The sequence below is a fragment of the uncultured Pseudomonas sp. genome, assembly GCF_913777995.1.
Lineage (GTDB): Bacteria > Pseudomonadota > Gammaproteobacteria > Pseudomonadales > Pseudomonadaceae > Aquipseudomonas.
The window spans coordinates 246,453-269,227 of sequence record NZ_CAJYVE010000034.1; the positions used below are offsets into that span (position 1 = coordinate 246,453).

Genomic DNA, 22,775 nt, shown 5'->3' on the forward strand with positions numbered 1-22,775 from the left:
AGATGAAACGCATCCTGCTGCTCGGTGGCGTCGCCGACGCCCTGGCCATCGCCCGGACCCTGGGTCCTGAGCACCTCTACAGCCTGGCCGGCGTCGGCCGTGTGCCGACCGACCTGCCCTGCCAGGTGCGGGTCGGCGGCTACGGCGGCGCCGAAGGGCTGGCGACGTTCATACGCGAACAGGGCATCGGCCTGCTGCTGGACGCTACCCATCCTTACGCAGCGCAAATGAGCCGCAACGCCGCCCAGGCGGCAACGCTGACTGGCATCCCCTGCTGGGCGCTGCGCCGCCCGGTCTGGCAACCTGGCGCGAATGACGACTGGCGCGAGGTGGATGGCTGGGCCGAACTGAGCACCGCCCTGGCGCCTTTTCGGCGTCCGCTGTTCACCCTGGGCCGCGAACCCTTGCAGCACCTGGACGAAATCCCTGCTGGGCAGTTCTGGACCCTGCGCGCCCTGGACAGCGCGCCCGGTAACGCCCGCTGCGAGATCATCGCCGCGCGCGGGCCGTTCAAGCTCGAAGACGAACGCCGGCTGTTCGCCGAGCGCGACATCGACGTGCTGATCAGCAAGAACAGCGGCAGCGCGTCCACCGAGCCCAAACTGCAAGTGGCCCGCGAACGCGGCATCCCCGTGCTGATCCTCAAACGCCCGGCCCTGCCACCGGTGGATCGTGAACTGGGCAGCGTCAGTGAAGTGCTGGCGGCATTGGCAGCATTGACCTGACCTGCGTTGGGCCTGCTGATAGGGCTTTGGCTGTGACGGCGCTTCGCGACTGGAGCCGCGTCCAAGGGCCGTGACGCGACACAAGGTCGCGCCCGATGCTTTTACTTCCGGCCCCCGTTCAGGCTAAATGAGTCGCTCACCCGCCCACCCACGGAACCTGCCATGTCTGCACGCCGCACGACGACAGCCTGGATCGCCTGCTTCGCGCTGCTGTTCAGCCTGCTGGCCATGCCCCTGGCGCCCAACGCGCCGCGCGGCGTGGATGCGTCGTTGTTGCTGGGTGGTTTCTGTGGCGCCAATGCGCAACTGGCCGCGCTGTCGCTGGGCGATCATGGCCAGCCACAAAAGGACCCGCACAGTGGCATGCAGCATTGCCTGTGCTGCAGCGGCGGGCTGACGGTGATGCTCCCGGCGGGACTGCCGGCCGGGCTGTTCGCCTGGCAGCCGCCGGTACGGCTACCCGCCTACCTGCTGCCCACCGCTCAAGCGCCGCATCTGCAATGGCCGGCGGCCAATCCGAGGGCTTCTCCACACGTCTGAGGGTCTGCACGCCATATCCCACGACTCACTGGAGAACGTCCATGCTCAAGAAAGCTCTGCTGCTGGCAGCCCTGCTGTTGCCCGCGGCCTTCGCCCATGCCCACGAATACAAGGCTGGCAGCCTGATGATCGGCCACCCCTGGTCGATGCAGCTGCCACCCAACGCACCCACCGTGGCCGCCTACTTCACCCTCGATAACAAAGGTCCTGAGGCCGACCGCCTGCTGTCTGCCGACAGCCCCATCGCCGGTCAGGCGCAGCTGCACCAGCACGTGCAGGCCGGCGACCTGATGAAAATGCAGCCGGTGCCGAGCGTCGAGATTCCCGCCGGTGGCCAGGTGCTGTTCGCGCCTTCCAGCTACCATGTGATGCTGCTGGACATCAAGGATCGCTCGCAGCTGAGCGAAGGCCAGCGCTTCCCCCTGACCCTGCATTTCGAAAAGGCCGGTGCCGTCGAAGTCCAGGTGCAGGTCCAGAAACAGGCCCCTGAACACGTACACTGAGCCAGCCACGCATGAACGCCTTGCCGCGTCGCCATGCCAGCCGGTCTGCGCCCCCCGGGCGCGGCACCTGGCTGGCGCTGTTCGCGATGATGATGATCTTCATCGGCCCGCTGATTTCTCAGTCGATGCCGATGGAGCATCACACCGGCATGCGCCTGCCCGCCGCTCACCACGCCAGTGCCTCCACGGCCCATGCGCCTGGCGGCCATCATTCGCTGCAGGCCGAGCCAGCCGCCGCGGCGCACGCGGCGCCCATGGACCACGCGCTGTGGGCCAAGTGTGGCTATTGCACGCTGCTGTTCGGCTGCCCCGCGCTGCCGCAGATGCTGACCCTGCTGGCCGCCACCCCACCCAAGCCTTCCGAGTTCTACGCGGCGCTGACCCGCGAAGGGCATGCGCGACGCACCGTCTTCCTGCACGCCCAGAGCCGCGCCCCGCCTTTCCGGCAGCTGTCCTGAAATGACCGCGCAGCCTGAAGTGCTGCGCCCATGAGACTGTCTTCTGGAACGCACCATGAACCGTTGCAATGCTACGTGTGCGCACGCCTGGGCCAAGAGGCGCCTGCGCGTGCCCGGCCTGTCGGTGGCCTCCCACTCATCCGCCGAGGTGCACAGCCATGAAAAAAGCTGAGCCCTCTTTCTACAACCTGGCCTGGCGCTGGCATTTCTACGCCGGGCTGTTCGTCGCGCCGTTCATGATCCTGCTGGCCCTCACCGGGATCATCTACCTGTTCAAGCCGCAGCTCGACAACCTGATGTACCGCGACTTCCTCCACGTGCAACCCGGCACGCAGCGCATCAGCGCCGACATGCAGCAGCATGAGGTGCTGATGGGCTGGCCCGGTGCGAAAGTGAGCAAGTACTTTCCACCGGTGAACGCCGAAGGCAGCGCGCAGTTCGTGCTCAATTACCAAGGCCGCGACCTCAACGTGTTCATCGATCCCTACCGGGGCAATATCCTCAGCGTGCAGGATGCGAAGAACAACCTGCAGGCCATCGCCCGGGGCCTGCACGCCGAACTGCTGATCGGTACGCCCGGCGACCGGCTCATCGAACTGGCCGCCGGCTGGGGTGTGGTGCTGGTGGTATCGGGGCTGTACCTGTGGTGGCCGCGCGGGCGCAACCCGGCCGGGGTGTTGTGGCCCCGGCTGTCGCGGCGCGGTCGGGTGCTATGGCGTGACCTGCATGCGGTGAGCGGCTTCTGGGGCTCGCTGCTGCTGTTGTTCATGCTGCTCAGCGGCATGACCTGGACCGGCTTCTGGGGCAAGCAATATGCCGAGGTCTGGAACAGCTTCCCGGCGGCGATGTGGACCGACGTGCCGCAGTCCAAACGCCTGGCCGGCGAGCTGAACACGGCCACGCAGCAGACCGTGCCTTGGGCGGTGGAGAACACCCCGCTGCCGGTGTCCGGCGGCGAACATGCCGAGCACATGCAGCACCACGGCGCTTCCAGCGGCCCCGCCGACCCGCGGGTGAGCCTGCAGGATGTGGTGGATATCGCCACCCGTTACCAGATCGAACCCGGCTACAGCATCAGCGCGCCGAAGACCGCCGAGGGCGTGTACACGGTGTCGGTGTTCGCCGATGACCCGCGCAACGACGCCACCCTGCATATCGACCAGTACAGCGGCAAGGTGCTGGCCCAGGTGGGCTGGGAGCATTACGGCCTGGTATCGCGGGCTACCGAGCTGGGCGTGATGCTGCATGAAGGCAAGTTCTTCGGCTGGCTCAACCAGCTGCTGATGCTGCTGGTGTGCCTGATGATCCTGCTCGGTTCGGTCAGCGCCCTGGTGATCTGGTGGAAGCGCCGCCCGCAAGGTGGCCTGGGTGTGCCGCCGCTGCGCCACGACCTGCCACGCTGGAAAACCGCCATCGCCGTGATGCTGGTCCTGGGTGCGCTGTTTCCGCTGGTAGGCATTTCGATGCTGCTGATGTGGGCGCTGGACAACCTGGTGGTGCGCAGCCGGATGGCACACGCCAACTGAGCGCAAAGCGCCGGAATACCGGCCGTCCGGCGCGACCGCCATTTGTGCAAATAGTTGCTACAAGCTTTGCCAAATGCCCCGCAGAAGCTTAAATTGCCGAAGCGGGGTCCGAAGACGGCGAGCGGTTTTGTGATGAATTCCTCACTCGACATGCTTCGGACCCCGCTCTGTTTTCATGCAGAAGCCGCCACCTTTGCATAACACCTTGTTTCAACAACGCTATTCCCCGCCCCATAGAAAAATCCCGCAACCCAATACCCCGCTACATGCCTTGAAGCCTCGCACACTCCCTCTATAGTCCTGCGCTCGCTGGCCGCTCTGTGCCGCCGGCCATTTCTTGTGCATCGGCCCACTGGCAGAGATCATCAGGCACCAAACACCGCCTTTTACTGGCCCCAACTACAGCGGTCGCGACCCATGCAGTGGTCACGATAGCCACGGGGGCGACTTCCAGGGATTCATCGAGTTCAAGCTGGAGGCAGCGCAGCGCACTGGAACACAGGGTGCGTATACCTTCAGCATGACCCTGGCGGACCAAAGCCTCTACACAGGATGGGCGGCACCGCTTGAGCAAGTACCACTACACCCCTCACCTGGCCGGCGGCGGCCATGGCCTGGAGCAGTGCCAGGCGCTGTGACCTTGGCCAGGCACGACTGCCCGCTTGCCAGCAGGCAGTCGGCCACGCCAGACTGCGGCTCTCACTGGAGCCTCTTGATGACCATCCTGATTCGCGACGCCCTGCCTGCCGACCTGCCCGGCATCCTCGACATCTACAACGACGCTGTGCTCAACACCACCGCCATCTGGAACGAGCAGCCCGTTGATCTGGACAACCGCCAGGCCTGGTTCTATGCCCGCCAGGCCCAAGGCTACCCGATCCTGGTGGCCCTCGATCCGCTCGGCGAGGTGGTGGGGTATTCGTCATTCGGCGACTGGCGGCCCTTCGAAGGCTTCCGGCATACCGTGGAACATTCGGTCTACGTGCGCGCCGACCAGCGCGGCAAAGGTCTTGGCCCGCAGTTGATGACCGCGCTGATCGAGCGCGCACGGGCCTGTGGCAAACACATCATGGTGGCCGCCGTGGAAAGCGGCAACGCCGCGTCCGTGGCCCTGCACCAGCGCCTCGGCTTCGCGATTACCGGACAGATGCCGCAAGTGGGCACCAAGTTCGGCCGCTGGCTGGACCTGACCTTCCTGCAACTGGACCTCACGCCGGGCGCCAGCGCCCCGGCCTCCCAAGCACCACGACGTTGAACGGAACAGCCCATGGCCCAAACCCGGATACAGCGCATCACCCTGCAAGAGCTGCCGCGCTATCGAGAAGGCTTGGCCGCGCTGCTGCGCGATGCCGTAGCGCACGGAGCCTCGGTGGGTTTCATGGCCGATCTGGACGACGCCCAGGCACTGGCCTGGGTCGATGGCCTGCAGGCTGACCTGAATAACGACAGCCTGCTGATCTGGGTCATCATCGACGACGCGCAGCAGGTACTGGCCAGCGTGCAGCTGTCGCTGTGTCAGAAGCCCAATGGCCAGAACCGTGCCGAGGTGCAGAAGCTGATGGTGCTGCACCGCGCCCGTCAACAGGGTTTGGGCAGGCAGTTGATGGCGGCGCTGGAGCAGCAGGCCCGGCAACGCCAGCGCGGTCTGCTGTACCTGGACACCGAAGCGCAATCCCACGCCGAAAGCTTCTATCAGGCGCTGGGCTACCACCGTGTCGGCGAAATCCCCGACTACTGCGCCAGCCCCGATGGCCGCTTGAGCGCCACGGCGCTGTACTACAAGCAGCTGCCCATGGACCCGATAGAGGGCCAGTAACGAGCTTGGCCGCAATACGGGTCAATTAGAACGGGTAGCGGCTTTAGCCGCGAAGCGGCCGCCTGCTCACAACAGATGCGCTGAATTTTCTGGTGCTTTCGCGGCTAAAGCCGCTCCCACCGGGCCACATGCCGCTTAAGCGAACAGTATTGCGGCTAAAGCCAATACCGGTCAGTTAGACGCTATTCGGCTTTTGTTGGCGAGCTTGCTCGCGAACAGGTCAACCAACCCCATGCATCTGCTGTGAACGTGACGCAGCTATCGCGAGCAAGCTCGCTCCAACGGTCTAATTGACCAGTATTGCGGCTGAAACCCGCCTGGCCTAACGGCCCCAACCACTGCGCGGATCGAAGCCGGCCTTGTCGGCCAGTTTCTGCCACAAGGCCCGGCTGGCTTCATCGTTCTGGGTGGGCATGACCACTTTCAATTGGGCATAGAGATCGCCGCGCTGGCCCTGTTTGTCCTGCAGGCCGTTGCCCTTGACTCGCAGGCGCTGGCCGTTCTGGCTGTCCGGGCGGATGGTCAGGTTGATGCGCCCGGTCAGGGTCGGCACCGCGACCTTGGTCCCCAGCGCCAGCTCCCAGGGTGCCAGCGGCACCTGGATCACCAGGTCGTTACCCTCGACCTCGAAAAGCGGGTGCGGCGCCAGGCGCAGGGTCAGGTAGAGATCGCCGTTCTCGCCACCGGCCACTCCCGGCGCGCCCTGGCCCTTGAGGCGGATGCGCTCGCCGTCGGCGACGCCGGCGGGAATCTTCACGTTGAGGGTCTTGGTGATGTCGGCCATGCGCTGGCCGTTGGCGCTGTGCTGCGGCACCCGGTAGCTGACCTTCTTGGACTCACCCGACAGGCTTTCTTCAAGGAAGATCGCCAGCTCCATGTCGACGTCCTGGCCCTTGCGCCCCTGGGCCCTGGGACGGCCACCCTGGCCGCCGCGGTTGCCGAAGATAGAGCTGAAGAACTCGGAAAAATCGGTGGTATCGCCGCCGAAACCACCCGCGCTGCCGCCACTGCGGCTTTGCCAGCCGGGCGGGGCCTGGAACGGGCGACCCTGGCGACCGTACTTGCGCAACTCGTCGTATTCGGCACGCTTTTCAGGACTGCCCAGCACTTCGTAGGCCTCGTTGGCCTCCTTGAACCTGTCTTCAGCCCCGGCTTCCTTGCTTACGTCGGGATGATACTTGCGGGCCAGCTTGCGGTACGCGGCCTTGATCGCCTTGTCGTCCGCCGTCGGCGCCACGCCGAGTATCTTGTAATAGTCTTTGAAATCCATCGAACACTCACCCGTTACCGGTTAGCCGACCGCTGCGCAGGAACCTGCCTGTCAGACACTGACATCCGCAACGGCTCAAAGTCGCAGAGTGTATCGGCAAACAGCCCTGCTTGAGCACTTGGCTGGCGTGCTTTATTCATTTTCCACCCCAGTCGATTTCCACCGGAATGAACACCTGCCCGTCGATTTCGACGCTGCGCCAGCGCGGCGCCCTGATTGTGGCCTTGCCGGCGCGGATCTGCTCGGCCAGTTTCTCGGGGACGATACTGCCCTCCATGTACCCCACCTTGCGCCAGTGCCCGTCCTCGTGGTCGAACAGCTGTATTTGCGGCCAGCCGGAGGAGAAGCTCAGCACCTCATCCTGCCCGTCACCGTCGAGGTCCACCGCCCACAGGTAGCACGCCTGGCGATTGCAGTCGGTGCCTTGCAGCTCGGGGTCGCTGAACTGCTCGGCGTCGCGGACCTTGCCCGTAAGCCAGATCAGGTTGGCTGGCGCGGCTGGCTCGGGCTGCGCCCAGCTGCCGTTGTCGCGCGTCGCTTGCAGGCGAGCCCTCAGGCCCTGGCGCGTGGCGATGCTGAACTGCTCCAGGCTGTCGACCTGTTCCAGCAACTGGTCAAGGGCCCGCCGCCCCGACGCGCCCAGGTCCCAGTACAGCACGGAGGCGTCGAAGGTCTCGGGCGGGGTGCGCCCGTCGAGCAGACGCTGCACCTGGTTGCGCGCACTGAGCTGCTCGAAATTCAGCCAGGGGGTGTTGATGGCCACCAGCACCCCGCACAGCAGCAGCGCGATGATCGGGTTGCTGACCCGCAGGCTGGCCAGCCATGGCCCGCCACGACGCAGCACGGCGCAGAGCAGGGCCAGGCCGTGCACAGCCATTACCAGGGCGGCCAGCAGGCCCGTGCAACGCGCCGGCGTCAGGCCGTACTGGTCGATGCGCAGCCATACCGACCAGGCCGCCAGGGCGGCGAGCACCGGCAGGCAGCACAGCGCGGCGTCGAGCAGCCACAGCAAGGGCCGGTTATAGGGCCGCAGCTGCTGGCCGTCCTGGTACACACCATTGACCAGGTACAGCATCACCACCGCCAGGCCGACCAGGATGCGCGTGGCGTAGCCGGTCTTCCACACCGGCTCCAGGCCGGTGAACGGCAAGGCCAGAGTGAACAGCACGACGATCAGCGCCGCCAGGGGGGCCAGGAAGCGGCACAGGCTGAGCAGGATGCCGCGCAGCAGGCCGATGACACGCTCGTTCTGGCACCCCATGCGCATGCCCAGGGAGCCCACCACGGGCAGGCTCAATGCCAGGAAGTAGCGGTTATCGACCAGCCAGTCGAAGGCGCGGATACCGAGCATCTGGAACAGCTTGGCGCACAGCACCAACAGCAGCCAGAACAGCAGGGTCAGCAGCAGGGCCAGGGCGATGATGAAGGCGTTGTTCCAGCCATGCTGGAACAGCGCGGTGTAGGGCACCCGCCCACCTTGCCGCGCAGTGCCGCTGACGATGAAGGCGGTGACGATGTACCCCAGTATCACCATGCTGACGGCCCAGTTATCGCTCGACCAGCCCGGCGAGTCGATGCTCGTCACCCAGGCGGTGATGACCGCCAGCACCATGGCCAGCCAGGTCATGCCCAGCCACAGCACGCGGTCGCGTGGCCAACCGCCGAGCAACTGCAGGTTCACGCCCAGGGCCGCGCCGACCAGCGCCGGTACCGGCGTGTCCAGCAGCAGGGCGAGGAGGATCAGCCCTCCTTGCAGCAGCCCGATCAACACATAGAACGGCAGGGTCCCTCGTTCGCTAACCGGCATTGCATTTCCTCATCCATAGCGTTTGCGCCGCGCAGTGTAGAGTCGGCGCGGTATAGGACAACAGCCCCGCCGGTTGGATCGGCCACGCGTCGATGATCGCAAAACAGCCCTACGCAATCGCGGAACACTGACATACACTGCGCGGCCGTTTTTTCCCAGGAGGCGCACGCCCATGACTGATCAATCACCGGCCCGTGCCTGCGGCATCGACTTCGGCACCTCCAACTCCACCGTGGGCTGGTTGCGCCCGGGCATGGAAACCCTGATCGCACTGGAAGACGACAAGATCACCCTGCCCTCGGTGGTGTTCTTCAACATCGAAGAACGCCGCCCGGTGTTCGGCCGCCTGGCGCTGCACGAATACCTCGAAGGCTACGAAGGGCGGCTGATGCGCTCGCTCAAGAGCCTGCTGGGCTCCAAGCTGATCAAGCACGACACCAGCGTGCTGGGTACGGCCATGCCGTTCACCGACCTGCTGGGGCTGTTCATCGGCGAACTGAAGAAACGCGCCGAGCGCACTGCCGGTCGTGAATTCGAACAGGTGGTGCTGGGCCGCCCGGTGCACTTCGTCGACGACGACGCAGCCGCCGACCAAGAGGCCGAAGACACCCTGGCCGAGGTCGCGCGCAAGATCGGCTTCAAGGACGTGTCGTTCCAGTTCGAGCCCATCGCCGCGGCCTTCGACTACGAGTCGGGCATCACCCAGGAAGAGCTGGTGCTGATCGTCGACATTGGCGGCGGTACCTCGGACTTCTCGCTGGTGCGCCTGTCGCCGGAGCGCCGCACCCGTGACGAGCGCCAGGATGACATCCTTGCCACCGGCGGCGTGCACATCGGCGGTACCGACTTCGACAAGCAACTGAGCCTGCAGGGCGTGATGCCGCTGTTCGGCCATGGCAGCCGGATGAAGAGCGGCGCCTTCATGCCTACCAGCCACCACATCAACCTGGCCACCTGGCACACCATCAACTCGGTGTATTCGCAGAAATCCAGGCTGGCCTTGGGCAGCATGCGCTACGACATCGAGGACACCCAGGGCATCGACCGGCTGTTCAAGCTCATCGAGCAGCGCGCCGGGCACTGGCTGGCCATGGAAGTGGAAGCCAGCAAGATCGAACTGAGCCATGCCGACAGCCGTCATGTGGCGATGCAGCGCATCGAGCCGGGCCTGGGCGTGGACCTGACCCGCGCACTGTTCGAGACGGCCATCGAAGCGCAACTGGAACAGGTGCGTGGCAGCGTCAGCGCCTTGCTTGAAAAGGCCGGGGTGGGCGTCGAGCAGGTCAGCACGGTGTTCTTCACCGGCGGTTCCAGCGGCATCCCGGCGCTGCGCCATAGCGTGTCGCAGATGCTGCCCAACGCCCGGCATGTGGAAGGCGACATCTTCGGCGGCATCGGCAGTGGCCTGGCCATCGAAGCGCGCAAGCGCTACGGCTGAAGGCGGTAGGCTGCAAGAACGGCTTCAGGCGCGAAAAGCTTCCCGGCTGAAGCCGGTCCTACACGCTGTCAGCCGCAGCAGGCCGGTGTGCGCTCAGACCAGCCCGGCCTGGCGCAGCTCGCTCTTGAGGTAGGCGTAATACACCGGCCCGGCCACCACGCCGGGCAGGCCGAAGGCCGCTTCGAACAGCAGCATGGCCAGCAGCAGCTCCCAGGACTTGGCACTGATCTGCCCACCGACGATGCGCGCGTTGAGGAAGTACTCGACCTTGTGGATGACGATCAGGTAGCCGAGCGCCGCCACCGCCACCCACAGCGACACCGACAGGCCGACGATGAAGATCAGGGTGTTGGACATCAGGTTGCCGACCACCGGCAACAGCCCCAGCACGAAGGTCATGAAGATCAGCGTCTTGGTCAGTGGCAGGTGAATGCCGGCCAGCGGCAGCACCACGGCCAGGAAGATCGAGGTCAAGGCGGTGTTGAGCAGCGAGATCTTGATCTGCGCGAAGACGATGTTGCGAAACGCCTGGCTGAGCAGGTAGAGACGATCGAACAGCGCAGCGGCCAGCGGTTTGCGGCTGCTGACGTCGCTGATGCGCTGCAGGGCGATGATTGCGCCCAGCACCATGCCGATCAGCATGGTCACGAACATGTGCGCGGCGCCCTTGCCGATCAGCTGCAGCTCTTCGATGTGCTTTTGCAGCCACACCACCAGTGAGGCCCGGAACTCGCTGGCACTGGCCGGCAGGTAGGATTCGATGAACGGCGGCAGTTGCCCGCGGGCCCGGTCTACCAGGGTCATGAACTTGCCCAGTGATGCGCCAGGATTCTCCGCCTCGTGCAGGATGAAGCTGAAGCCACCGGCGAACAGCAGCGCCAACAGGCTCACTACCAGAGTGCCGAGCAACGCCACCGCCAGCCAGCGCGCGCGCTCGCCGGAAATCAGTCCTTGCAGCTTGGGAGTGAGCATGTTCACCAGCTCGAACACCAACAACCCGCATAAAAGACTGGGCAGCAACCTGAAGGGCAGAACCAGCAACAAGCCACCGAACATGATGACCCAGCTGGCCAGGAACACCTGACGCGACGAAAACGTTGACATGGCGCCTCTTATCGACAACACGGACAGGAGGGCAGTCTGCCAGCCTTCGCCAGCGAGAGCCAGCCACTGCCGCATGCCAGGGCCCTGGCGCGCCCGTCATGCACAGCGCGCCGGGCCGGTCAGCGGCAGGGGCTCACTTCTTCCTGAGGCAATCGCTCATGAAGCGTTGCCGGGGTTCGCCCTTGAGTGCCTGGGCACTGGCGCTGGCATTGCACAGGGTCATCCGTTCCTGTGGGGTGGCGGGTGAGGCCTTGAGGCAGGCACTCATGAAGGCCTTGCGCTGGTCGCCCTGCAAGGCACGGGTACTGGCCTGACTGTTACAACTGGCCATTTTCTCCTGCTGAGGATTGGCCGCCGGTGTCGGGGCAGACACCAGGCAGCCAAGGAGTACCAACGGAACATGCAGCCTGTTCATTGTTCGACTCTCCTGAACGCCGATAGCAGAAAATACCGCCTGTTCAGTCTAGCCAGCCGCACCGCCCGCCCTCGGCCCTACAGACCGGCGGCCTTCAGCCGCGCCGCATGTTCGAGGAACAGTTGCACCGGCCTGGCCCCCTTGCCCACCAGGCCGATCATTTGGTTGACGCTGTCGAAGTGGTCCAGCGGGAAGTCGTCGCCAATCACCTTGCCCAGCCGCGAACTGAAGCGCCCGACCATACCGTCGCACTGGCCACGCTCCTTGATGAAGGTGCGGGCGAACAGCCGGCAGACAATGTTCGAACCGTCGATCAGATTCAGTCCGCGATTGGTCCGTCCGGGGGTGAGGATGCCCGACCAGGAGTAGTAGCGCACGCCGTCGACCAGTTCTTCGCCGTCGCCACCCCAGGTGGCCGGCAGCCCCTGTGGATAACGGCGGTTGAACAGCGCCACGCCGGTGGTGGTCAGCGACTGGTGCGAAGCGGTGATATCGGTGGGCAGGCGCGGGCCACGGTAGCCGGTCTCGAAAATGCGGATCAGCCAGTCCATCAGGCCGATGATCGCGTTGACCACCCGCCCGCCCGGCGTACCTGCCGGGAAGCGTCGTTCGAGAAAGTCCGCCAGCTCCGAACCATGGTTGGGCCCGGCCACCGAGGTCACCGAGGCCACCAGGTCGGGGCGCCGCGCGGCCACGTAGCGCACGGTCAGCGCGCCCTGGCTGTGGCCGATCAGGTTGACCTTGCTGGCCCCGGTGTCGCGCATCACCTGCTCGATGACCAGCAACAGCTGCTCGCCGCGGATCTCCGTGGAATTGACGCCCGAGACCATCACCGGAAATACCCTGGCGCCGCCGCGTTCCAGGGGTTTGACGACACCGAACCAGTAGGGGTAGATCAGCACCCTGACAAAGCCCAACAGGCCGGGAACCAGTAACAGCGGATAACGCGTGGCGTACTCTTGTGTCATGGGACTCTCCTGTCCTGAACCTTGATGGCTTCAGCCTAGCGGCGTTTATCCGGACCAGCGGCGGAACGCGACCAACAAGCACTCATGCCTACTGGCCATATCCGATAGAACTCTGGCCGCAGGCCATTGCTCCAAGCCATAACGGGCCGGCATCGGCTCTGTCATATGGAGAGACAGCGATGTACAAGAAAATCCTCGCAGCGAGCGCGGTGCTGGCCACTCTGGTCGGCTGCGGCAGCACCACCGTGCAGAACCCCGTGGACTACGTCACCTATCGCGACCAGCCGCTGGTCAAGCAGGTTGAAAACGGCATGACCCGTCAGCAGGTGCTGACCATTGGAGGCGAGCCGTCCTCCACCGTGCAGCGCAAGGTCAGCCCAGGCACCTGCAACAACTATGTGCTGAACAAGGATGGCCACCAGCAGGTGTATCACGTGAGCTTCAACAGCGATGGCCGCGTGGTGAACAAGGGCTTCATGACCTGCGAACAACGCGAGCAGAACGAACGGGCCATGTGAGGCCGGCAAAGGCAGGACAAAAAGCCCGGTGCAGTGATTGCACCGGGCTTTCTCGTATTCAGAACACCAGTTTGAACAGGGCAATGACCACGATCAGACCGATCAGAAAGATGATACCGACAGTACCGCCAAGGAACTTGAGCATCGTGCTTCTCCATGCAGGGGGTTCAAGGTTGTGACCCCGCTACTCGGCAGTCGTTTCGAGAATTTTGCACCCGATCGAGTGGATCGAATCCGATAAAACTTTTTCGCCCTCGCATCACTCACACCTTGTAACGACTTCGCCGACAGCGGCTGCATCAGAGCGGAGCGTATTCCCTGATTAGCCTAGGAGATCCCCGATGAACAGCATGAACCAAGCCCCTACCCTGTCTGACGTCAGCAGCCTGCGCCAGCGGGCCCGTCAGAATGTCGAGAACGGAGCGGTCACCGAAGGCTACAGCGCCGACCGTGAAACCATCCTGCGCCTGCTTAACGAGTCGCTGGCCACCGAACTGGTCTGCGTGCTGCGCTACAAACGCCACTACTTCATGGCCACCGGCCTGAAAGCCAGCGTGGCCGCCGCCGAATTCCTCGAACACGCCCAGCAGGAAGCCGAACACGCCGACAAACTGGCCGAGCGCATCGTGCAGCTGGGCGGCGAGCCGGAGTTCAACCCCGATACCCTGTCGAAAAATGCCCATGCCCAATACGTGGCGGGCAGCACCCTGAAGGAAATGGTCTACGAAGACCTGGTGGCCGAGCGCATCGCGGTGGACAGCTATCGCGAGATCATCCAGTACATCGGTGAGTCCGACCCGACCACCCGACGCATCTTCGAAGACATCCTGGCCCAGGAAGAAGAGCACGCTGACGACATGGCCGACATTCTCGGCGACCTGTGATTCCCAGCTCGAAAAAACGGCCCTCCGTTCGCGGATGGGCCGTTTTTTTATGTCTGCCGTATACGGCGGATCAACACCTGAGCGGCTCGAGCAGCGAAAAGCCTCGCGGCTGAAGCCACTCCTACCGGGTATTCTGCCGGATCACTTCACGGTTTTTGGCAGCTTGCCGGCCTTGAGCCTTTCCAGCAGCGGCGTGCACTGATCCGGGGTGTTGTCACCGGTCGCGACCAGTGCCAGCAGCCCGGCTGCCGGGCCGGCGACCACGCCCAAGGCGACCATGCCGGCGCCACGCAGCAGCAGCGGGCCGGCCTGGACACCGGCATTGGGTTTGGCGAACGGGCCGTTGACGTACAGCGGCGAGCGCAGCGAGAAGACCCGGAAGCCCTTGGACTCGGGGTTGATCTTCAGGTCCAGTTGCTCGGTCTTGAAGTTGGCCGTGCCGTCGATGTAGATGATCGCATTCTCGGTATCGAAGACGAACGCACGGGTACTGGCCAGGCCGTCCTTGATGCCCAGGTCCGACACCGCGCAGTTGATCTTCACTTCCTTGTCGCCGAACAGTTCGCTGACCACATAGTTACCGACGTTGAGCCCGGCGATTTCCATCAGCCCGCGGCTGACCGCGCCGTCGTTGATCAGCATGCGCAGATCACCGTCGGCCGTGCCCAGCAGGGCGGCGATCGAATTGCCGCGCCCGCGGAGGTCGGCATCGCCATTGAGTTCGCCGAAGCTGGTCTTCATCGGCTCGAAGGTCGGGAACAGCTGCTTGAGCTTGAAGCCCCGTGCCGACAGTCTGGCGCGCCCTTGCAAGGGCTGGCTGCGCCCGTCGAGACGGATATCGGCGTCCAGCTGCCCTCCCGCCACACCGAAACGCAGCGGCTGCAGGCTCAACTGCCCGTCATCGAGCAGCACGTGGGTGTACAGGTCGCTGAAGGGCAGGTCCTGGGTCTGCACGATGCGCTTGCCAGTGAACTCCACATCGGCGTCCATGGCCCGCCAGCGATCGGTGGCGAAGGTTTCCACCGGCAGCACCTTGCCCGCTGGCTGCTTGCTCTCGCCGCCGCGCTTCTTCTGCGCAGCGTTGGAGTCGGCACCGATCAGCGGCGCCAGATCGGTGAACAGCAACTGGTCGGAGACCAGCTTGCCGGTGAGTTTGGGCCGCGGCTGGCCGGCGACGAAGCCCAGGTCGCCGTGGATGTCGCTCTTGCCGATACGGCCATTGAAGCCCTCGTAGCGGAAACGGGCACCTTGCGGCTCCTTGAGCTGGACGATCAGGCGGCCATCGGTGGAATAGGCCCCGGAGTCCGGCAGGGTGACGCCGGTCAGCGGGTAGAGGTCGCTGAGGCTGGCGCCGGAGAGCTTCAGGCGCAGGTCCAGCGCGCCGAGGTTCTGCGGATCGGTCAAGGTCCCGGCCACCACGATGTGCGTGGCTCCGGCCTTGACGTCGGCCTGCACCGGAAACGGCTGACGTGCGTCCTTGAGCGCCAGCAGCCCGCCGGCCTTGCCGTCACCCGACACGGGCAGGCCGCGATATTCACCTTTGGCGGTCAGGCCGAAGGCGTAGTCCTGGGCCGCTGCGCCCTTGTCGGCGACTTTCTTGGCTTCGGCGCCGCCAACGATATCGCTGAACGGGATGGGTTTGCCCAATGGCGTGATGACCAGCTCCATGCGGGTTCTCAACGTCTGGTCGTCGATCCTCACCAGCCCCTTGTCGAAGCGGATCGAGCCGATGTCCAGCTGCCAGGCCGAGGGTTCGGCATTCGGGTCGCTGGCCGGCAGGTCGAAGACCCAGTTGGCGCGCCCATCGGCCAGGCGTTCCAGGCGGGCATCCGGGCCAGTCAGTTCGATGCTCGGGATCACCATGCGCTGGGCCAACAGCGGCAGTGGCGAAAGGGTGAAGTTGACCTGTTGCAGGGTGACCATCTGCGGCTGCTTCGACCACTCCGGGTTGCCCAGGGTCAGGTCCTGGGCCTGGAAGTGCGGCCAAGGCAGCCAGGCACGCCAGCCGCCTTCATCGGGCTCGCGTTGCCAGTGCACGCTGAGGTCGCCGTTGATGGCGAAGGGGCGGTGCAAGGCATCGCTGACTTTTTCATTGAGAAAGGGCTTGAGACGGTTCCAGTCGAAGGTGGCGATGACCACGACCAGAATGGCCAACAGGGCGACCAGGGTAGCGCCTGTCCAGGCGAGGATCTTGCGGCTGCGCGTCATTGCACGACTCTCCAGAATCAGCGCGCCGGCCAGGGCCGCGCTGCATACGACATATCACTTGGACTGGTAAAAGCCAGCATGGTTTGACCCGATTGCGAATCGACTTGCCACGCGAGCACTCGTGTTAGAGTGCCGCGCAGTTTATCCCTGTAATGGTCCACCGATGTCCCCCCGCGCCGAACAGAAGCAACAGACCCGCCGCGCACTCATCGAGGCCGCGCACTGCCTCATGGAGAGCGGGCGAGGCTTCGCCAGCCTTAGCCTGCGGGAAGTGTCGCGCACGGCGGGTATCGTGCCCACCGGTTTCTACCGGCATTTCGACGACATGGACCAGCTGGGCCTGGCACTGGTCGTGGAAGTCGGCCAGACCTTCCGCGAAACCATCCGCCTGGTGCGTCACAACGAGATGGAAGGCGGCGGGCTGATCGAAGCCTCGGTACGCATCTTCCTCGAGGGTGTGGCCGCCCATCGCCCGCAGTTCCTGTTCCTGGCTCGCGAACAGTACGGTGGTTCACGACTGGTGCGCCAGGCCCTGGGCACGCTGCGCGAAGACATCGCCGCCGACCTGGTCACCGACCTGCGGCAGATGCCCAAGTGGCAGCACCTCGATACGGCCTCCCTGGCGATCATCGCCGACCTGGTGGTCAAGAGTGTGTTCGCCATGCTGCCCGAACTCATCGACCCGCCCGCTGCCCCCCTGGCGGAGCACCTCACGCCCCAGGCGAAGATCACCCAGCAGCTGCGCTTCATCTTCATGGGCGCGCGGCACTGGCGCGGGCTGACCGTCAGCGAGCCGCAATCCCCCGCGCCGTAAGCCGCCGCGCCTGTTACCATGGCGCGCATCCGATCCCGCCGTGATGCCCGCCGATGCCCCACGCCCCCAGCTCCGTCCCCTCGCCCGCACTGACCTCTCTCGTGGCGGCCCTGCAGCAGCACTTTGTCCAGGTCATCGTGCCGATGTGGCAAGGCCCTGGCTGGAACGCCGCCATGGCCCTGCCCTACGAGGCCCTGGACGGCAGCCATCAGCCCTTGCCGCCGCAACGCTATCGGGCGATGGCCTGTGCCCGGCAGCTGTTCGTGTTTTCCAGCCTGATCGGCGCCCCACGCGTCCCCGGCGCCGAGCAACGCGCGCATGCGCTGTTTCGCTCTCTGCAACGGCACTTCCACGATGCCGAGCATGGCGGCTGGTTCTACAGCATCGACGCCCAGGGCGCACCGCTGGACCGGCGCAAGGACCTCTACACCCATGCCTTTATCATCTTCGCCTGCGCCCACTACTGGCACCGCACCCGCGAGCCATTGGCGGAACCGGCGCTGGACGCGGCGCTGAGCGTGGTGCGTGAACGCTTCAGCGATGGCCGCGGGCTGTATGAGGCCTGCCTGGGCGAAGACTGGTCGACGCTGGGCAGCGGCCCGCTGCAGAACCCGCTGATGCACCTGGCCGAAGCCTTTCTCGCCACCTTGCAGGTACGCCCCGACCCGCAGACCACCCAGGCCCTGGACGGTCTGCTGGAACATATGCACAGGCGCTTCGTCGACCCGGACACCGGGCTGCTGATGGAGAAACCGCTGGGTGCTGTGGATAACTGGTATGAGCCGGGCCACCAGTTCGAATGGTTCTTCCTGCTGCATTCCACGCCGACCCTGCATGGCCGGCCGTTGCACGCAGCGCTGCAAAGGGCCTTCCCGCTGGCCCAGGCACAGGGCGTGGATGCGCCAAGCGGCGCGGTGGGCGCCACGCTGCGCGGCGATGGCAAGATGCTCGACGCCACGCGGCGAATCTGGGCCCAGGCCGAGTACCTGCGCGCCCTGGCCCTGCGTGACGAACCGGCACAACTGCTCAGCCAGGCCCAGGCCCTGCACGACCAGTTCCTGCATGCCCAGGGCTGGCATGAATGCCTGAATGCCGAGGGAGAAGTCAGCCGCAGCGACATGCCGTCCACAACGCCCTACCACCTCGCCACCTGCTACCTGGGGCTGGAGCAGTACCTGCAGAACCGCATCGTCTGAAGCGATAAGGGTAAAAGCGCCCCAAGCCGCGACAAGCTTCCTGGCTGCAGCCTATTAGAGGCGCACCCTGGCGTTTGTTGGCGCGAGCTTGCTCGCGAAGAGCGCCGACAACGTCAGCGCATCTGCTGTGAACTTGAGGCAGCCATCGCCAGCAAGCTCGCTCCAACGCTCTGATCGAACGATATCGGCCTCAGCCGCGATTGCGGTCGATGGCGAAACCGGCCCAGGTCTGGCTGACCGGCATCAGTTCCAGGCTGTTGATATTCACATGGGCCGGGGTGTTCATGATCCAGAACACCGTGTCGGCGATGTCCTGCGGCTGGATCGGTTCGGCGCCAGCGTAGGTGGCGTCGTACTTGGCCTGGTCGCCGCCGAAGCGCACCAGCGAAAACTCGCTTTCGCACAGGCCCGGTTCCAGGTTGGTGACCCGTACGCCGGTGCCGACCAGGTCATTGCGCAGGTTCAGCGAGAACTGCCCGACGAACGCCTTGGTGCCGCCATATACGTTGCCACCCGGATACGGGTAGTTGCCGGCCACCGAGCCGAGGTTGACGATGCTCGCCCCGCGACCGTGGGCAATCAGACGCGGCAGCAACAGGCGGGTGCTGTAGACCAGGCCCTTAATGTTGGTGTCGATCATGGTGTCCCAGTCGTCCAGGTCGCACTTGGGCGCGGGCTCCAGGCCCAGGGCCAGCCCGGCGTTGTTGATCAGGCCACGAATGCTGGAGAACTCTTCAGGCAGGCCGGCGATGGCCTTTTCCATGGCCTTGCGGTCACGCACATCGAGTTCCAGGGTCAGCACCCGGGTCTGGGCCGACAGCTCGGCCTGCAGGGCGTCCAGGCGCTCCTTGCGACGGCCGGTGAGGATCAGCGACCAGCCTGCTTCGGCAAAACGGCGGGCACAGGCTTCGCCGAACCCGGAAGTGGCACCGGTGATGAATACAGTGGAAGTCATTTGGGTCTCCTGACATGGCGCATGCGCGCGGCCTGTTGATAAGTGCGCCGCGACAGGCAGCCCGGCACACAAGAGCGGCAGAATGCCCCCGCTGAGGGCGCTGGATCAAGCCTGGCAGGTCGAATGCAATGCCCAGAGCAACCTGTACAAAAAACGACCAGAACGGCCAAGACCTTGATTTATCTGGCCTTCAGCCGGTTTTACGCACCTTATCCACAACCCGGCCCACAATCTCTGGGGGCAACTCTCTGGGTTGGAAAGCCCGTGTTCCGGGGCCTGCCGCCGCAAACCGAAAGTATTTTGCTTGACTTGTCTGATGTCTTGTTCAGGCGCGTCAGCCCCGAAAATTCCCGGAGGTCGCTGCAGCCCCGTCATTTAAATGCATTGCGAGGTCTTTCCAACGTTTCCCCACAGACTTATCCACAGGATGGTTCGCCACCTGAACTGTATTAATGAACAGTATCCAGCACATTGACAAACGCCACGAAGAGGCGGCCAAAAACACCTGAGCATTTTTTAACCACCGCCTTACAAGCCTTGAATATAAAGGCGTGCAGCTAAATGCCACCAAGTTATCAACAGCGCATTCCACAGTAATCCTGAACAAGTCAAAGGCATGACAAAAGCGTCGATTACAGCGGCCAGACGTCGCACTTGACGTAACGCACAAAAAGGTTTTCCACAAATCGAAAAAGCCCCGGACGGAAACCAACCGGGGCTGGGTGACGCCCTGTAGAACAGGCCGGTCAGTGCCCGCCCAGGTAGGCGTTACGCACTTCCTCGTTGCTCAACAGGTCCTGGCCGCTGCCAGACAGGCGGATTTCTCCGTTGACCATCACGTAGGCGCGGTCGGACAGTTTCAGGGCATGGTTGGCATTCTGCTCGACCAGGAAGATGGTCATGCCCGTGGAGGCCAGCTCGCGCAGGATCGAGAAGATCTGCTTGACGATGATGGGGGCTAGGCCAAGGCTCGGCTCGTCGAGCAGCAACAGCTTGGGCCGGCTCATCAACGCCCGGGCAATGGCCAGCATCTGCTGCTCGCCACCGGACATGGTCATCGCCCGCTGGTTGCGCCGCTCCTTGAGCCGCGGGAACAGCTCGAACATGCGCTGCATGTCTGCGTCGCAGTGCTTGTCGCCGATGGGAATGGTACCCATCAGCAGGTTCTCTTCCACCGACATGTCGGGAAACACCCGCCGCCCTTCCGGCGACTGGGCGATACCGTTGGACGCGATGTAGTGCGACGACTTCTGGGTAATGTCGGTGCCCTGGTAGAGGATCTGCCCGCTGGCCGCGCGTGGCTGGCCGAAGATCGACATCAGCAGCGTGGACTTGCCCGCGCCGTTGGAGCCGATCAGGCTCACCGTCTCGCCCTCGTTGATGTGCAGGGAGACTTTCTTGAGGGCCTGGATCGGCCCGTAGAACACGTCGATCTCTTTCAGTTCGAGGATCGGTTTGCTCATACCAGTTCCTCTTCGTCCGCGCCCAGGTAGGCGGCGATCACTTTCGGATCGTTGCGTATGTCTTGTGGCTTGCCGGCGGCGATCACGTTGCCATGGTCGAGCACCACGATGTCGTCGGAAATGCCCATGACCATGCCCATGTCGTGCTCGATGAGCACGATGGTCATGTCGTGCTCGTCGCGCAGTTTGCGGATCATCCCGCTCAGTGCTTCGGTTTCCTGCGGGTTGAGGCCGGCGGCCGGCTCGTCGAGGCAGATCACCTGAGGTCGGGTACACATGGCCCGGGCGATTTCCAGGCGGCGCTGCTGACCGTAGGACAGCTCGCCGGCCAGACGGTTGGCGCAGTCGACCAGGTCGACCACTTCCAGCCAGTAGAAGGCGGTATTCAGCGCGTCTTCCTCGGCCTTGCGGTAGCCCGGGGTGTTGAGGATGCCGGCCAGCAGGTTGCGGTTGACCCACATGTGTTGGGCCACCAGCAGGTTCTCGACCACCGACATTTCCTTGAACAGGCGAATGTTCTGGAAGGTGCGCGCCAACCCGGCGCGGTTCACCAGGTGGGTACCGCCGAACATCTTGTAGTACACACGGCTGAGGAAGCTGGGCGGCGAGACGAAGTCCGTCGGCTTGAACGACTCGCCGAGCAACTTGATGACGTTGGTGGTCTTGCCCCGGGTGTGCAGCTCGATACGCCCGCCGGTGGCCTTGTAGAAGCCGGTCAGGCAGTTGAACACGGTGGTCTTGCCGGCGCCGTTGGGGCCGATCAGGGCGAAGATCGAGTTGCGCCGCACTTGCAGGCTCACGTCGCTCAGGGCCTTGATGCCACCGAAGTGCATCATCAGGTGCTCGACCGAAAGTACGATTTCCTGGCTCATCGTGCCGCTCCTTCCTGTACCAGAACACCCTTGCGAGGCTTGACGCCGGTGCGGCTGATGCGGATCAGCCCGCGTGGCCGCCAGATCATCATCAACACCATGAGGATGCCGAACAGCAGCACGCGATATTCGGCGAAGCTGCGCAGCAGTTCAGGGGCCACGGTGAGCACGAAGGCCGCGATGACCACGCCCACGGTCGAGCCCATGCCGCCAAGCACGACGATGGCGAGGATCAGTGCCGACTCGAAGAAGGTGAACGAGGTCGGGTTGACGAAGCCCTGGTAGCTGGCGAAGAACACCCCGGCAAGACCGGCGGTGGAAGCGCCGATGGTGAACGCCGAGAGCTTGACCAGTACGTGGTTCAGGCCCATGGCGCGGCAGGCGATTTCGTCTTCGCGCAGCGCTTCCCAGGCGCGGCCGATCGGCATGCGGGTCAGGCGGTGCTTGATGAACAGCACAGCCAGCACGACGATGAACAGCACCGCGTAGATGAACAGGAATTTCAGGTCCGGGTTGTATTCGAAGCCGAAGTACTCGTGGATCGGCACCCCGCCCTCTTTCGCCCGACGGCCGAACTCCAACCCCAGGAAGGTCGGCGATGGCACCGGTACGCCGTTCGGCCCGCCGGTGAACGACAGCCAGTTGTTGAGCACCAGGCGGATGATTTCACCGAAGCCCAGGGTCACGATGGCCAGGTAGTCACCGTGCATGCGCAACACCGGAAAGCCCAGGATGCACCCGGCCACTGCGGCGGCGATGGCGGCCAGCGGCAGCGCCGACCAGAAGCCCAGGCCCAGGTACTGGTAGCCCAGCGCCAGGCCGTAGGCACCGATGGCATAGAAGGCCACGTAGCCCAGGTCGAGCAGACCGGCCAGGCCCACCACGATGTTCAGGCCCAGGCCCAGCAGCACGTAGATCAGACCGAGGATCACCACGGTCAGCAGGTACTTGTTGGCGAACACCGGGAACACGATGGCGATGATGATCAGCGCCGGGATGATCCAGTACAGGCTCGACTTGTGGTCGGGCTTGAGCACGTGCACGCCGGCACCGCCGGACTCGATGCCCTGGGCGATGCGCTGGCCCCGCGGAGTCTGCAGGAACAGGCTCATCAACAGGCGCCCGGCCATGACCACGGCAACCAGCAGCGCGACCCTGGAGGGTTGCAGATTGAAGCTGTAGCCGTCGAGCACGACGCCGACGATGGGACCGAAGACGATCAGCGCCAGCAGGCCGGCCACCACGGCGTCGATCAGGCTTTTCTTGTAGTCGATAGGTTTGGTAGGAGCTGACAT

General features: G+C 64.4%; 22 protein-coding genes. 12 read left to right on the forward strand and 10 right to left on the reverse strand.

Annotated features, from left to right (window positions below):
- Window positions 1-2 precede the first annotated feature (2 nt).
- From QZ497_RS15565 to QZ497_RS15595, 7 genes are all read left to right on the forward strand, one after another.
- Window positions 3-725, forward strand: a complete 723-nt coding sequence (locus QZ497_RS15565) for a cobalt-precorrin-6A reductase (protein WP_295476614.1) — start codon at window positions 3-5, stop codon at window positions 723-725.
- Between the two features lie 162 nt (window positions 726-887).
- Window positions 888-1,265 (forward strand): DUF2946 domain-containing protein, encoded by a 378-nt coding sequence (locus QZ497_RS15570; RefSeq protein ID WP_295476615.1) that lies wholly within the window; start codon window positions 888-890, stop codon window positions 1,263-1,265.
- Between the two features lie 41 nt (window positions 1,266-1,306).
- A complete protein-coding gene (locus QZ497_RS15575) occupies window positions 1,307-1,768 on the forward strand; it encodes a copper chaperone PCu(A)C (RefSeq protein WP_295476616.1) in 462 nt (153 codons plus the stop codon).
- Window positions 1,769-1,779: 11 nt separating this feature from the next.
- Entirely contained in the window at window positions 1,780-2,226 is a 447-nt protein-coding gene (locus QZ497_RS15580) for a DUF2946 domain-containing protein (RefSeq protein ID WP_295476617.1), read from the forward strand.
- A gap of 158 nt (window positions 2,227-2,384) precedes the next feature.
- The gene (locus QZ497_RS15585) at window positions 2,385-3,752 is read left to right on the forward strand and encodes a PepSY domain-containing protein (RefSeq protein ID WP_295476618.1); all 1,368 of its coding nucleotides are present in this window, start codon (window positions 2,385-2,387) and stop codon (window positions 3,750-3,752) included.
- A 715-nt stretch (window positions 3,753-4,467) separates the two neighbouring features.
- Window positions 4,468-5,007, forward strand: coding sequence for a GNAT family N-acetyltransferase (locus tag QZ497_RS15590; protein ID WP_295476619.1), 540 nt, complete (start codon window positions 4,468-4,470; stop codon window positions 5,005-5,007).
- Window positions 5,008-5,019: 12 nt separating this feature from the next.
- Window positions 5,020-5,568 (forward strand): GNAT family N-acetyltransferase, encoded by a 549-nt coding sequence (locus QZ497_RS15595; protein WP_295476620.1) that lies wholly within the window; start codon window positions 5,020-5,022, stop codon window positions 5,566-5,568.
- Between the two features lie 322 nt (window positions 5,569-5,890).
- On the opposite strand, the gene cbpA is transcribed toward QZ497_RS15595, so the two are convergent.
- Window positions 5,891-6,838, reverse strand: coding sequence for a curved DNA-binding protein (gene cbpA / locus QZ497_RS15600; RefSeq protein WP_295476621.1), 948 nt, complete (start codon window positions 6,836-6,838; stop codon window positions 5,891-5,893).
- 136 nt (window positions 6,839-6,974) lie between these two features.
- Complete coding sequence (locus QZ497_RS15605) at window positions 6,975-8,645, reverse strand: DUF4153 domain-containing protein (protein WP_295476622.1); 1,671 nt, start codon at window positions 8,643-8,645, stop codon at window positions 6,975-6,977.
- Between the two features lie 172 nt (window positions 8,646-8,817).
- Between QZ497_RS15605 and QZ497_RS15610 the strand changes: the two genes are divergently transcribed.
- Window positions 8,818-10,083 carry an Hsp70 family protein gene (locus QZ497_RS15610; protein ID WP_295476623.1) on the forward strand — a complete coding sequence of 422 codons (1,266 nt, stop codon included), beginning with the start codon at window positions 8,818-8,820 and terminating at the stop codon, window positions 10,081-10,083.
- A gap of 93 nt (window positions 10,084-10,176) precedes the next feature.
- Here QZ497_RS15610 and QZ497_RS15615 read toward each other — a convergent pair whose 3' ends face one another.
- The 3 genes from QZ497_RS15615 to QZ497_RS15625 all read right to left on the reverse strand — a co-directional run bounded on the left by QZ497_RS15615 (window position 10,177) and on the right by QZ497_RS15625 (window position 12,570).
- Window positions 10,177-11,187 (reverse strand): hypothetical protein, encoded by a 1,011-nt coding sequence (locus QZ497_RS15615; RefSeq protein ID WP_295476624.1) that lies wholly within the window; start codon window positions 11,185-11,187, stop codon window positions 10,177-10,179.
- Between the two features lie 133 nt (window positions 11,188-11,320).
- Entirely contained in the window at window positions 11,321-11,602 is a 282-nt protein-coding gene (locus QZ497_RS15620) for a PsiF family protein (RefSeq protein ID WP_295476625.1), read from the reverse strand.
- A gap of 77 nt (window positions 11,603-11,679) precedes the next feature.
- Window positions 11,680-12,570, reverse strand: a complete 891-nt coding sequence (locus QZ497_RS15625; protein ID WP_295476626.1) for a triacylglycerol lipase — start codon at window positions 12,568-12,570, stop codon at window positions 11,680-11,682.
- A gap of 179 nt (window positions 12,571-12,749) precedes the next feature.
- Between QZ497_RS15625 and osmE the strand changes: the two genes are divergently transcribed.
- Both osmE and QZ497_RS15635 read left to right on the forward strand, forming a co-directional pair.
- A complete protein-coding gene (gene osmE / locus QZ497_RS15630) occupies window positions 12,750-13,088 on the forward strand; it encodes an osmotically-inducible lipoprotein OsmE (protein ID WP_295476627.1) in 339 nt (112 codons plus the stop codon).
- A 350-nt stretch (window positions 13,089-13,438) separates the two neighbouring features.
- Window positions 13,439-13,972, forward strand: a complete 534-nt coding sequence (locus tag QZ497_RS15635) for a ferritin-like domain-containing protein (RefSeq protein ID WP_295476657.1) — start codon at window positions 13,439-13,441, stop codon at window positions 13,970-13,972.
- 141 nt (window positions 13,973-14,113) lie between these two features.
- On the opposite strand, the gene QZ497_RS15640 is transcribed toward QZ497_RS15635, so the two are convergent.
- Window positions 14,114-16,180, reverse strand: a complete 2,067-nt coding sequence (locus QZ497_RS15640) for an AsmA family protein (RefSeq protein WP_295476628.1) — start codon at window positions 16,178-16,180, stop codon at window positions 14,114-14,116.
- 163 nt (window positions 16,181-16,343) lie between these two features.
- Between QZ497_RS15640 and QZ497_RS15645 the strand changes: the two genes are divergently transcribed.
- Together QZ497_RS15645 and QZ497_RS15650 are read left to right on the forward strand one after the other, a co-directional pair.
- The gene (locus QZ497_RS15645; RefSeq protein WP_295476629.1) at window positions 16,344-16,994 is read left to right on the forward strand and encodes a TetR family transcriptional regulator; all 651 of its coding nucleotides are present in this window, start codon (window positions 16,344-16,346) and stop codon (window positions 16,992-16,994) included.
- Window positions 16,995-17,047: 53 nt separating this feature from the next.
- Window positions 17,048-18,190, forward strand: coding sequence for an AGE family epimerase/isomerase (locus QZ497_RS15650; RefSeq protein WP_295476630.1), 1,143 nt, complete (start codon window positions 17,048-17,050; stop codon window positions 18,188-18,190).
- Between the two features lie 190 nt (window positions 18,191-18,380).
- Here the strand turns inward: QZ497_RS15650 and QZ497_RS15655 are convergent, their stop codons facing one another.
- From QZ497_RS15655 to livM, 4 genes are all read right to left on the reverse strand, one after another.
- Window positions 18,381-19,145 (reverse strand): SDR family oxidoreductase, encoded by a 765-nt coding sequence (locus QZ497_RS15655; RefSeq protein WP_295476631.1) that lies wholly within the window; start codon window positions 19,143-19,145, stop codon window positions 18,381-18,383.
- Between the two features lie 746 nt (window positions 19,146-19,891).
- Complete coding sequence (locus QZ497_RS15660; RefSeq protein ID WP_295476632.1) at window positions 19,892-20,608, reverse strand: ABC transporter ATP-binding protein; 717 nt, start codon at window positions 20,606-20,608, stop codon at window positions 19,892-19,894.
- A complete protein-coding gene (locus QZ497_RS15665) occupies window positions 20,605-21,480 on the reverse strand; it encodes an ATP-binding cassette domain-containing protein (protein WP_295476633.1) in 876 nt (291 codons plus the stop codon). The genes QZ497_RS15660 and QZ497_RS15665 overlap by 4 nt, the downstream gene beginning before the upstream one ends.
- Complete coding sequence (livM, locus tag QZ497_RS15670; protein WP_295476634.1) at window positions 21,477-22,775, reverse strand: high-affinity branched-chain amino acid ABC transporter permease LivM; 1,299 nt, start codon at window positions 22,773-22,775, stop codon at window positions 21,477-21,479. Before livM ends, QZ497_RS15665 begins: the two co-directional genes overlap by 4 nt.